The sequence below is a fragment of the Enterococcus sp. AAFC-DPL-5146 genome, from assembly GCF_058216635.1.
This window is the reverse complement of sequence record NZ_CM177103.1, coordinates 2,287,977-2,299,928: the sequence shown is the minus strand read 5'-3', so window position 1 is coordinate 2,299,928 and position 11,952 is coordinate 2,287,977. Positions and strand designations below refer to the sequence as shown.

15 protein-coding genes and 1 tRNA gene are annotated in these 11,952 nt (G+C 35.6%); 13 read left to right on the top strand and 3 right to left on the bottom strand.

The window, feature by feature from the left end; genetic code table 11:
- The first annotated feature begins 73 nt into the window (after positions 1-73).
- From AC4BB2_RS10490 to AC4BB2_RS10440, 11 genes are all read left to right on the top strand, one after another.
- Positions 74-394, top strand: a complete 321-nt coding sequence (locus AC4BB2_RS10490; protein WP_490472884.1) for a PTS sugar transporter subunit IIB — start codon at positions 74-76, stop codon at positions 392-394.
- 32 nt (positions 395-426) lie between these two features.
- On the top strand, positions 427-747 hold the full coding sequence (locus AC4BB2_RS10485; RefSeq protein ID WP_490472883.1) for a PTS lactose/cellobiose transporter subunit IIA: 321 nt from the start codon (positions 427-429) through the stop codon (positions 745-747).
- A 129-nt stretch (positions 748-876) separates the two neighbouring features.
- On the top strand, positions 877-2,169 hold the full coding sequence (locus AC4BB2_RS10480; protein ID WP_490472882.1) for a PTS sugar transporter subunit IIC: 1,293 nt from the start codon (positions 877-879) through the stop codon (positions 2,167-2,169).
- Positions 2,170-2,292: 123 nt separating this feature from the next.
- A complete protein-coding gene (locus AC4BB2_RS10475; protein ID WP_490472881.1) occupies positions 2,293-3,690 on the top strand; it encodes a glycoside hydrolase family 1 protein in 1,398 nt (465 codons plus the stop codon).
- 208 nt (positions 3,691-3,898) lie between these two features.
- Positions 3,899-4,219 carry a PTS sugar transporter subunit IIB gene (locus tag AC4BB2_RS10470; RefSeq protein WP_490472880.1) on the top strand — a complete coding sequence of 107 codons (321 nt, stop codon included), beginning with the start codon at positions 3,899-3,901 and terminating at the stop codon, positions 4,217-4,219.
- 21 nt (positions 4,220-4,240) lie between these two features.
- Positions 4,241-4,561 (top strand): PTS lactose/cellobiose transporter subunit IIA, encoded by a 321-nt coding sequence (locus tag AC4BB2_RS10465; protein WP_490474691.1) that lies wholly within the window; start codon positions 4,241-4,243, stop codon positions 4,559-4,561.
- 129 nt (positions 4,562-4,690) lie between these two features.
- Entirely contained in the window at positions 4,691-6,145 is a 1,455-nt protein-coding gene (locus AC4BB2_RS10460) for a PTS sugar transporter subunit IIC (protein WP_490472879.1), read from the top strand.
- 73 nt (positions 6,146-6,218) lie between these two features.
- Complete coding sequence (locus AC4BB2_RS10455) at positions 6,219-6,437, top strand: hypothetical protein (RefSeq protein WP_490472878.1); 219 nt, start codon at positions 6,219-6,221, stop codon at positions 6,435-6,437.
- Between the two features lie 22 nt (positions 6,438-6,459).
- Entirely contained in the window at positions 6,460-6,660 is a 201-nt protein-coding gene (locus tag AC4BB2_RS10450) for a DUF3188 domain-containing protein (RefSeq protein ID WP_490472877.1), read from the top strand.
- On the top strand, positions 6,660-7,073 hold the full coding sequence (locus AC4BB2_RS10445) for a DUF3284 domain-containing protein (protein ID WP_490472876.1): 414 nt from the start codon (positions 6,660-6,662) through the stop codon (positions 7,071-7,073). Before AC4BB2_RS10450 ends, AC4BB2_RS10445 begins: the two co-directional genes overlap by 1 nt.
- A 535-nt stretch (positions 7,074-7,608) precedes the next feature.
- Positions 7,609-8,802, top strand: coding sequence for a GNAT family N-acetyltransferase (locus AC4BB2_RS10440; RefSeq protein WP_490472875.1), 1,194 nt, complete (start codon positions 7,609-7,611; stop codon positions 8,800-8,802).
- Between the two features lie 52 nt (positions 8,803-8,854).
- Here AC4BB2_RS10440 and AC4BB2_RS10435 read toward each other — a convergent pair whose 3' ends face one another.
- On the bottom strand, positions 8,855-9,001 hold the full coding sequence (locus tag AC4BB2_RS10435; RefSeq protein WP_490472874.1) for a hypothetical protein: 147 nt from the start codon (positions 8,999-9,001) through the stop codon (positions 8,855-8,857).
- A 167-nt stretch (positions 9,002-9,168) separates the two neighbouring features.
- Between AC4BB2_RS10435 and AC4BB2_RS10430 the strand changes: the two genes are divergently transcribed.
- The gene (locus AC4BB2_RS10430; RefSeq protein WP_490472873.1) at positions 9,169-9,291 is read left to right on the top strand and encodes a hypothetical protein; all 123 of its coding nucleotides are present in this window, start codon (positions 9,169-9,171) and stop codon (positions 9,289-9,291) included.
- A 511-nt stretch (positions 9,292-9,802) separates the two neighbouring features.
- Positions 9,803-9,876, top strand: a tRNA-Arg gene (locus AC4BB2_RS10425).
- Positions 9,877-9,987: 111 nt separating this feature from the next.
- Here the strand turns inward: AC4BB2_RS10425 and AC4BB2_RS10420 are convergent.
- Both AC4BB2_RS10420 and AC4BB2_RS10415 read right to left on the bottom strand, forming a co-directional pair.
- Positions 9,988-10,629, bottom strand: a complete 642-nt coding sequence (locus AC4BB2_RS10420; RefSeq protein ID WP_490472872.1) for a uracil-DNA glycosylase — start codon at positions 10,627-10,629, stop codon at positions 9,988-9,990.
- A 67-nt stretch (positions 10,630-10,696) separates the two neighbouring features.
- Positions 10,697-11,935 carry an aminopeptidase gene (locus tag AC4BB2_RS10415; RefSeq protein ID WP_490472871.1) on the bottom strand — a complete coding sequence of 413 codons (1,239 nt, stop codon included), beginning with the start codon at positions 11,933-11,935 and terminating at the stop codon, positions 10,697-10,699.
- Positions 11,936-11,952 lie beyond the last annotated feature (17 nt).

Sequence of the window (11,952 nt, the reverse complement as noted above, 5' to 3'; positions counted from 1 at the left end):
CTATATTTTTTTTGGCACGCTTCTTGCTTTATATAAAAGTGTAAGTACAACTAATTAGAAGGAGTGACTAATAATGACTAAAAAAACAATCATGCTTGTCTGTTCAGCAGGAATGAGTACAAGTTTATTAGTAACAAAAATGCAAAAAGCAGCAGAAGATCGTGGGATGGAAGCAGATATCTTCGCAGTATCCGCATCAGATGCTGATAATAACTTAGAAGCTAAAGATGTAAACGTATTACTTTTAGGCCCGCAAGTTCGTTTCATGAAAGCACAATTTGAGCAAAAATTAGCACCAAAGGGAATTCCTTTTGATGTAATCAACATGTCTGATTACGGTATGATGAACGGTGAAAAAGTTCTAGACCGAGCAATTGAGTTAATGGATAACTAATTAAAAAATAAAAATGAATGGAGTTTTAGACTATGGAAGAGCAACAAAATTTAGAAGCAATTATGGGTTTGATTATGTATGGAGGAAATGCCAAAAGCGATGCAATGGAAGCGATTGCTGCAGCGAAAGCAGGAAACTTTGAATTAGCAGATCAAAAAATTATTGATGCAGAAGAATCTTTAGTACAAGCACATCATTCTCAAACAGGAATGCTAACACAAGAAGCACAAGGAAATCATATCCAAGTAACGCTATTGACAGTCCATAGTCAAGATCACTTGATGACATCAATCGCATTTACTGATTTAGCAAAAGAGATTATTGATTTATATCGTCGTATGGACAACGAGTAAAGAGAAATAATACTCTTTGAATAAAAGTAACAGAAATGAGAACGCTTCACATTAGGAGCACAATTTTAAAACTGATTTGAAGAGCCTAAGTGCTTTTTAAATAAATATTGTTTAGGGGGATATACAACAATGGACGGATTTGTTCAATGGATGGAAAAACATTTTATGCCGAAAGCTTCAGTGATTGCAGCTCAACGTCACTTGGTGGCAATTCGTGATGCATTTGTCGTTACGATGCCATTAATGATTTTAGGAGCGCTAGCTGTGCTTATCAATAACTTACCGATTCCTGGATTTCCAGAATTAATGGATAAACTATTTCCAATGATCGTTAATGATGCACCGATTTGGAAAAGTTTTGGTGGAAATATCTGGAATGGGACATTCGCAATTTTTTCAATTTTAATTGCATTCTTAGTTGCTTATAACTTAGTTAAATCTTACGGGAAAGATGGTATTGCAGCAGGAACTGTGTCAGTTGCCTCATTCTTTGCAGTAGGCGGACTAAGCGGAACAGACGCAACAGGATTATTTATTGCTTTAGTTATTGCACTTATTTCAGGAGAAATTTTCCAACGATTAGTAGGAAACGATAAATTAGTTATCAAAATGCCAGATGGTGTTCCACCAGCTGTTGCTAAATCATTTGCAGCATTATTACCTGCAATGATCACAATCAGTCTTTTTAGTTTAATCACATCAATTTTATTTGGATTTGGGATTGAAAATATCGTCGTATCATTCTACGAAGCAGTTCAAAAACCATTTATGGGATTAGCAAATAGCTACCCATCTGCGTTACTATTAGCATTTATTACACCATTCTTATGGTTCTTTGGATTACACGGTGCCAACATGATCGATCCTTTGATGCAAACAATCAATGTACCAGCGATTGATGCAAATATCAAAGCCTTAGAAGCAGGAGAAAAAATTCCTTATATCGTAAACAAACCTTTCTTTGATTCATTTGTAAACTTAGGAGGAACTGGTGCTACTTTAGGTTTATTGATTGCAATTTTCCTAGTAGGACGTAAAAATAAACCATTTAAAGTGATTACAAACTTAAGTTTAGCGCCAGGTGTTTTCAACATTAACGAACCAGTGATGTTTGGACTTCCGATCGTATTGAATCCGATCATGTTTATTCCATTTATCATTACACCAATGGTTCTTGTAACAACAGCTTATATTGCAACGTCAACAGGACTAGTTCCAGGTGCGACATTTATGCCACCGTGGGTAACACCACCGATCATTGGTGGATTCTTAGCAACTAAGAGTATTGCAGGTGGAGTATTGGCCGCAGTGAACTTAGTGATTTCTATCTTGATTTATATTCCATTTGTTAAAGTAGCGACTGCTCAATTCTTAAAAGAAGAGGCAGAAGCATTAGCTAAGGAAGAACAAGCTCAAGCATAATGAAAGAACGAATAGATAAAATCTTCCTAAGTGAGGTTGAGATAAAACTAAACAACAGTTTGATCTCAATCTCTAGGAGATTTTATCTATTTTCAAATGAATTTATTTTAGGAGATGACTATTATGAATTATCAGTTCCCAAAAGGTTTTTGGTGGGGTTCTGCTGCCAGCGGTCCACAAACGGAAGGTGTTTTTGAAGGAGATGGAAAAGCTCAAAATATCTGGGATTTTTGGTATGAGGAAAAACCAGAAAAATTTTTTAACGAAGTAGGTCCAGACAAAACCTCTCAATTTTATAAAAAATATCATGAAGATATTCAATTAATGAAAGCCACAGGTCATAATTCCTTTAGAACATCGATTCAATGGAGTAGATTGATCCCTGATCCAGAAACTGGAGCTGTCAACCAAAAAGCGGTGGATTTTTATAATGATGTTATCAACAAATTAATAGAAAATGATATTGAACCATTTTTTAACTTATATCATTTTGATATGCCGATGGCTCTACAGGAAAAAGGTGGTTGGCTTAATCGAGAGGTTGTTGACCAGTATGTTTTTTATGCGAAGACTTGTTTTGAACTATTTGGAGATCGCGTGAAAAAATGGTTTACACACAATGAACCGATTGTACCAGTTGAAGGTGGTTACTTATATGGGTGGCATTATCCTGATGAAGTAAACTTAAAACATGGGGTTCAAGTTGCCTATCATGAAGCCTTGGCAAGTGCAAAAGCCATCAAAGTATACCATAGCATGAATTTGACTGGCGAAATTGGGATTGTTCTTAATTTGACTCCTAGCTATCCAAGAGATCCTCAAAACGAAGCAGATGTTAAAGCAGCTCGTTTAGTAGACGGCTTGTTTAATCGTTCGTTTTTAGATCCAGCTGTCAAAGGAAAGTTCCCAGAAGATATCGTAGAATGGGTTAAAGAAAACGATTTGATGCCGGAAACAACATCAGAAGATTTAGCAGTAATAGCCGAAAATACGATTGATCTTTTAGGTGTGAATTATTATCAGCCACGTAGAGTAAAAGCCAAAGAAACGCCTATTGAGATAACTGGAAACAGCATTTTACCAGAAGATTTTTATGATGTGTACGATATGCCTGGGAAAAAAATGAATCCTTATCGTGGTTGGGAAATATATGAAAAAGGTATTTATGATACATTGATGAATATCAAAGAAAACTATGACAATATCCGTTGCTATATTTCTGAAAACGGTATGGGAGTAGAAGGCGAAGAACGTTTTGTCAATGCTGATGGAATGATTGAAGACGATTACCGGATCGAATTTGTAACGGATCACTTGAAATGGGTGCATCAAGCCATTCAAGAAGGTAGCCAAGTTCAAGGATATCACATGTGGACATGTATGGATAACTGGTCATGGCTAAATGCATATAAAAATCGCTACGGATTTATTGCAGTCGACCTAGATCAAAATGCAAAAAGAACGATTAAGAAAAGTGGTTATTGGTTTAAAGAGTTAACTGAGAATAATGGCTTCAATTAAAAAAAATTAGTTTTTTAATCAAGAAACCCATCTATATAAGTAAAGAAAGCGCACACAAAAATCAGTGTGTAATAAAAAAATAATAGTGTGTACACAATCTGTATAGACCAAAACCTTGTTATTACTGGTTTTGGTCTATACATGTTTTTGGCACACTTCTTGCTTTATATAAAAGTGTAAAGACAATTAACTAAAGGGAGTGTAAAAAATGGCAAAAAAAACAATTATGTTAGTATGTTCAGCAGGAATGAGTACAAGTTTATTAGTAACGAAAATGCAAAAAGCAGCAGAAGAACGTGGAATGGAAGCAGATATCTTCGCAGTATCCGCATCAGATGCCGATAACAACTTAGAAGCAAAAGATGTAAACGTTTTACTTTTAGGCCCGCAAGTTCGTTTTATGAAAGCACAATTCGAGCAAAAATTAGCACCAAAAGGAATTCCTTTTGACGTAATCAATATGTCTGATTATGGTATGATGAACGGTGAAAAAGTTCTAGATCAAGCAATTTCTTTAATGGATAAATAAAAAATGAACGGAGCTACAAAAGTGGAAGAGCAACAAAATATTGAGGCGATTATGGGTTTGATTATGTATGGAGGGAATGCAAAAAGCGATGCAATGGAAGCGATAGCGGCTGCTAAAGAAGGAAACTTTGAATTAGCAGATCAAAAAATTATTGATGCTGAAGAATCCTTAGTACATGCCCACCATTCTCAAACAGGAATGTTAACACAAGAAGCGCAAGGGAATCATATCCAAGTGACGTTGTTAACAGTTCATAGTCAGGACCATTTAATGACAGCGATTGCATTCACTGATTTAGCAAAAGAAGTGATTGATTTGTATCGTCGTATGAATAACGAGTAAGCTGTATTATTTTCTTTTTTGAACGGAAGAAAGTAGAGATTAAAGTTTTTTGAACGGGACTTTAATAACATTTGGTTTAAAGAGTATCATAACTCTTTGGATAAATATTACTTATAGGGGGAACAAAAAATGAATGGATTAACAGCCTGGATGGAGAAGTACATTCTGCCAGTAGCCGGTAAAATCGGTGGGCAGAAACATTTGGTTGCGTTACGGGATGCTTTTATTGGAACAATGCCGGCAACGATGGCCGGATCAATCGCAGTAATGATTAATGCGATGATTCGTGACTTACCTCAGCAGTTTTTCTCTGACTATGCAGCAAATCTTGCGGCAGACAAAGGAATTTTTTCAGTTATTAATGTTATTATTGGTATCAACGGGTTTGTTTGGAATGGTACGTTGGCGATTGCTGGTTTGATTTTTGCCTTTTCTTGGGGATATAATCTAGCAAGAGCATATAAAGTAAACGACCTAGCTGGTGGTATCGTTGGTTTGGCAACTTTAATTCAAGGAATTGCTTTTTCTTACTCTAATACATTAGAAACAGCTGTTCCAAAAGAGTTGATGAATAAAATCAATGAAAACTCCGCAACAAGTGGTTGGTCAGCAACAGCAGAAGGCTTAACAGCAGGCGGTTGGGGTTGGTTAAAATTAGATCACTTAAATGGAAACGCATACTTTACGGTAATGATTATGGGTGCTATTTCCGTTATTATCTTCTGTAAATTAATGTTGGCGAATATCACAATCAAAATGCCTGATTCAGTTCCGCCGGCAGTATCAAAAGCGTTCGCTGCAATTTTACCAGCAACGATCGCATTATATGTTATTGCAATTATTAACTATGTAGTTGGTAAATTTACAAATGGTCAATTGATTATTGATCTAGTTCAAAAATATATTGCGGAACCATTCTTAGGATTATCTCAAGGGCTTGGCGCGGTATTAATCGTAACGATTTTTGTTCAAATTTTCTGGTTCTTCGGTATTCATGGTCCAAACGTATTGGCACCAGTTTTAGAAGGTATCTGGGGACAAGCGCAATTAATCAATATTGATATTTTCCAAAAAGGATACAAAGGATTAACTGGTACACCAGCAGTCTTGAAAGCCATCGATGATGGAAAAGCTTATATGTGGGTTCGTGGTTCATTCGATGCATTTGCATGGTTTGGCGGATCTGGGGGAACAATTGTATTGATTATCGCAATCTTGTTGTTCTCTAAACGTGCAGACTACCTAACTGTTGGTAAATTATCATTAGGACCTGGTATCTTTAATATTAACGAACCAATCATGTTTGGTTTACCAATCGTATTAAATCCAATCATGTTTGTTCCATTCTTAGTAGCTCCAGTAGTAGCAACTACAATTGGATGGTTAGCGACTTACTTGGGATTGGTAGCACCAGTTACACAACAAATAACATGGGTTGTTCCTCCGGTATTGCTATCATTCTTAGCAACAGGTGGAGACTGGAGAGCGCCAATCGTAACGATCGTGGCTATGGTTGCAACATTCCTTATCTGGGCACCATTTGTCATTGCGGCTAATAAAATGGAACCAACAGATTTCGAATAAAAAAAATTGAATAGCATGTTGCTTTCACTTCAAATGGAGTGAAAGCAACTGCTTATTGTAAGGAGAAGTTAAGATGATTACAATCGCAAGTGCAATGCAACAAGAAGAAATCAAAAACTTATTAGAAAACTATGACGGTGGTGATTTCACGTATACATTTAAACAAAAACAAGGGATTAAATTAGCGTTTGATGTCACTGGAGATAAAGAAGAAGCGGCTAAAAAAGCAAAAGAATTAATCAAAGCACAACCTTGGGGCGGTGTTTTATATTTCCAAGCGGTAGCAGTTTAAAAAAAGATTGGACGGATGACAGATGGTTAGAAACGGCTTGTTTATATGCAGTATCGGTTTTATAATAATTTTATATACAGTAAATCCTACTTCAATGAACTATGATTTGTTAAGCATGACAACAGGGATTTTCTTAGTGCTTGTTGGCGGTTATTTCTTTTTCAAAGGGAAAAAAATTGAAGAAGAAAAAGCAAAGAAACAAAATAATGAGGTGAAAAAATAATGGAGATTACTAAAAAATTAAATATTCCAGCACCTTACTTTTATGATAAAGTGATTGATTCTGTTCTTTTTGATATCCGTAAGCATACTGGGAAAAGTTTAACAAAAAAACAATTGAATAATTTTGAATATGTAAAATCATTTTCTAAAAACAGCCGAGCAAAAATCAAGGTCGAAAAAATCGTCGACAATTCATCGTACCACTTCCGAACATCAACGACTAAAAACAATTTTTCAGTGGGCTATGAAATCGTGCCAATTGATGATAACTCATGTGAAATTCATTATACCGAAAAAATGGAATCATTCGGATTTTTGCAAAAAATAAATGATGCAGTGTTAGGAACGATTTTGATGTACTTTAAAAAACGTCAATTTAGTAAAATGTTGCAAATGATAGAAGAATCTTATTAAGAGTGTCTGAGGGCACTCTTTTGCTGTGAATCACTGCGATTGCTTCGCAGAGCAGATGATGAACAGTACTTGGCGACCAACGGGAGCGAAGTTACCGTACTAGAGAATCACTATATAAAGTGTCGGGCACATTAATATCAAAAAGATGCAGTTCTAAGAATTATAGGTAGGCGATTGCTTCGCAGAGCAGATGATGAACAGTACTTGGCGACCAACGGGAGCGAAGTTACCGTACTAGAGAATCACTATATAAAGTGTCGGGCACATTAATATCAAAAAGATACAGTTCTAAGAATTATAGATAGGCGATAGCTTCGCAGAGCAGATGATGAACAGTACTTGGCGACCAACGGGAGCGAAGTTACCGTACTAGTGAATCACCAAAAGCTCTCAAACTAAACAAACTGCTGAAGAGTATACTAACCAATATTCTGCAAGCAAAAGCAACTCAAATAAACTACATAAGTCAAAACTATTTAAACAAATCCCTTATTGCGTTATCCTTAACTACGAAAGACAAGGAGGAGTAAGGTCAATGAGTCAAGTGAAAAAAATGAATGAAGACCAAATCGAAGAAATGTTTCAATTGGCCGCCTACGCATTCAACGTAGAAAAAACAGAAAAACGTAAAGAACGGTTTAAAAAACTAGTGAAACAGTCTTGGAATTATGGTTGTTTTTCAGAAAATCTCTTAACGAGTCAAGTCATTGCTACTCCATTTAAAGTAGCATTTCACGGAACCAGCTATCAAATGGCAGGCATTGGCTGTGTCTCTTCCTATCCTGAATACCGCGGACAAGGTGGTGTCTCGACTATTATGAAACAACTCTTAAAAGAACTGACTGAAAATAAGGTTGAGCTAGCTTACTTAGCTCCATTTTCTTACCCTTTTTACAGGAAGTATGGTTTTGAACAGTTATTTGAACAAACCAAATATACAGTAAAAGCAGCTGATTGGCCCAATGTAAAATCGGTTCCTGGTCAGATGAAACGTGTAACTTTTGAAGAAGCAAAAAGTATTTGCAAAAACATATATGCCGCTTCAACAAAAAATCAACGGGGCGCAGTGATTCGAGAATCTTGGTGGTTAGAATACACTTTTGGTATGGATCAGGAAAATCAATTTGCTTTGTATGAGGATGAAGAAGGGATAGCAAAAGGTTACTTGATTTATCAATCAAGCGGGGAACGTTTTGTTATAAAAGAATGGGGATATTTAACTGAACAAGCATTTAAATCAATCGCTCGTTTTGTTGGTTCCCACAATGGATCGTCGCAAGAATTTTACTTAGAAACAGGATTTGATGGTCATAACTTGAGTTATTTGATGCCAGCACCTTTAGTGGACATGAAAATTGATCCTTTTATGATGGGAAGAATTATTGATTTACAGAGTTTCTTGAATAAATATCCTTTCAAAACAGGGGATAACGAAAGATATTATCTTAAGATAGAAGATACTTATGGTTCATGGAACGAGGGATTCTGGGAATTATTGATTAACGAAGAAGGAAAAAGTACTGTAAGAAAACTAGAGGAGCAACCCGACCTGATAAGTGACGAAGCATTACTTGTAAGCACGATTCAATCGTTGACTCAAGTTTTTATGGGCTATCGAACAATCAGTGAACTAAGATTTTATGGAAAAATTACTGGAGAAGAAGAATTGGTCGATTCACTAGATAAACGTTTAGTAAAAGGAATACCTGTTTTAGAAGATTATTTTTAAAAATAGGCTAAGTGAGTTTGTTGTCTAACATACTCACTTAGCCTATTCATATTTATACGTTGTTTTGGTCATTTTCAATCGTTTCTCCAGTAGATTGTTCATGGTATTCTTCTAAAGCTTTCTTAAAAATTTCTTCTTTTTCTTGTTTATAACTATCTTGACGTTCCGCAAATGTTTTTTCTTTAGATTTATCAAGCATAATTACACCTCCCTTATTCTTAGCGGTATTATTCAAGGGTAACATCCTTTGAAAGCATTTACGAATTTTTTGTTCATAGGCGGATGATTAGCAAAAATAACTGGAAATTCTTATAATTTGAAGTATAGAAGTGAGTAGAAATCAAAAATCGAAAGGCGGAGAAAAGTATGAGTAAGACAAAAGAAGAAAAAGTTGCAAGAAATGGTAAAATCGGTAAAAATTTAGCCATTGTGGTTGGCGGGCTTTACTTAATTAAGATGTTAAAGGGAAAGATGAATGTTAAAAAGTAAAAGGTTACGAAGAATGAGATGTTGGTGATTCTGTTAAATGCTCATAAGGCGTAATGGTTACTGTATTCAATGATGCTAAAGCCATTTATTGAAGTTCATCATCAGAATGGATGATATTATGCACATTGAGATATTCTTAAGAATAAAATAGTTGTGGAAAAATTAATGGAGACAAAATATTACAGAAGTGTTCAGTTGTATTGGGCACTTCTTTTTTTGATTGACAAGAAAGTAACTGCATTATTCATCACTCAATAAAACAAATTGAATTCAGTAGATCTTCTCAAATAAAAGAAACGGGTACTTGATATGTAGTTGTAACAGTTGATTCAAATTTAATTATCCAATTCGATTTAAACAAATTAGTTTACAAAATACAATATCAACTCGAATTACGAAGTAAATAGACATTGAGAACAGTAAATTGACAGATCCATACTCTCAAAGTAAAATAGGCTACATGAGCTTTACCAGAAATCTAGTAATACTAATAGTTAAATAGCTAAAGAATGTTCTCGTAGCTCAGTAGGATAGAGCAATCGCCTCCTAAGCGATAGGCCGCTGGTTCGATTCCAGTCGGGAACGTAAAAAAGACCTTTGAAACGCTGATTTCAAAGGTCTTTTTTTATTTTGTGCCAATTTTGTGTCAAATTTATGCTTAGAAATTTGGCACAACTAATTTCATCAGTAAACAAACTAAAGCTTCTTTAATATAGAAGCTAAATAAGTCCAATCCTGTTGAATATCTACTTCAAGTTTCCTGTTGTAAAAAACAGCAGCGGGATGATAGATTGGGAATAGTTTATATATTCTAGTCGATTCAATTAGTTTATTTTCTTTTTGAGAATACTCTAAAATTGGTAACTCTAGTAGTTTTCCGTGATAATCTGAAATCGTATATTTGTTTCCCAATAATCGTTTTAAACCAGTATTTCCCATAGGTACGAGAATTTTAGGTTGAATCGTTTGGATTTCAAAGTCAAGCAAAGGTGCATAAGCCAATACTTCTGTTTTTGTTGGCGGTCGGTTTGGGTATTTTGTTTCTACAATGCTCGTTCGTTTATTGAGTTGTCTTTTTATACTGAAAGGTCTGCTTCTAACGGTACTAGTAATATAAATATCTTCTCGTTTTAAGTCAGCATTTGCTAGCCAACCGTCAAGTTTTTTTCCAGATTTACCGCTAAATGGAATACTTGTTTTTATTTCTGTTTCGCCAGGAGCTTCCCCTACTAGCATTAGTGTTGCACCTTTAGGACCTTGTCCAGAGAGGAAGCCTTCTAAATTATGTTCAGACATTTTTTCAGTAACTGCTTCAACGAGTTTTTTTGGATAGTCCATTATAATCCTCTCCTTTCTAATCCAAAAAACGCACTGATTTATTTAATCAGTGCGTTCGTCTGTCAAATTAAGCCCAATCACCATTTCTAAAAATTGGGACAAGTGTACCATCTTCTCTAATCCCATCAATATCCATTTCATTTGATCCAATCATGAAATCAACATGAGTATGGCTTCGATTTAAACCTGCTTCTGTCAATTGCTCTTCACTCATTTCAGTACCGCCTTGTAAGTTGAAAGCATAGGCTGAGCCGAAAGCTAAATGATTTGAAGCATTTTCATCAAATAAGGTATTGTAAAAAATAATTCCAGATTGAGAAATTGGTGATGGATCAGGAACTAAAGCAACTTCACCTAAATGACGCGCACCTTCATCTGTTTCTAGTAATTTTCCTAATACTTCTTCACCTTGTTCTGCGGAGAAATCAATGACTTTTCCGTCTTTAAATGTAAATTTCATACCAGAAATCGTCGTTCCAGCATAACTTAATGGTTTGGTACTAGAAACAACGCCATCGACATGGTTTCTATCAGGTGCTGTGAAAACTTCTTCTGTGGGCATATTGGCCATGAATTTTTCACCACGTGCATTATCACTGCCAGCACCTTCCCATAAATGATTCTTAGGTAAGCCAATTACTAAGTCTGTACCAGGTGCTGTGTAGTGTAAAGCTTTGAATTGTTCTTTGTTTAATTCATCTGCCTTAGTGGCTAGTTTGTTGTCATGAGCTTTCCAAGCTGCAACAGGATCTGCTTCATAAACTCGAGTCGTTTTAAAAATTTCATTCCAAAGTGCATCAACTTGCTGTTCACTATCTTTTAATTCTGGAAAGACTTTGGCTGCCCATTCTTTGCCAGCAGCTGCAACAACTGTCCAGCTGACTTTATTGGCTTGTGTTGCTTTTCTTAGGTTTACTAAAGCTTTTCCAGAAGAAGATTGGAACGTTGCTACACGATCTGTATCTACACCAGCTAAAGCATCAGGATTGGATGAAACCACACTGATACGGCTAGCGCCTTTATTAACCCAGTCATTTGTTTGATCTATTTTATATTGAGGAACATTTTCTAAGTATGTTTCATCTGCATGTAATAAAAATTCACGTTGAATGATATCATCATTCCATTGAACAATGACTTCACCTGCGCCTAATTTATAGGCTTCTTCTGTAATTAATCGAGCCAGAGGGGCTTGGTCCACGCTAATTTGTAAAACAATGCTGTGACCTTTTTGAACATTGACACCGGTCTCGACAATTAGCCGTGCATATTTTTTTAATGTTTCGTCAAAATTTGGTATTTTCATAGAATAACCTCCTAGAT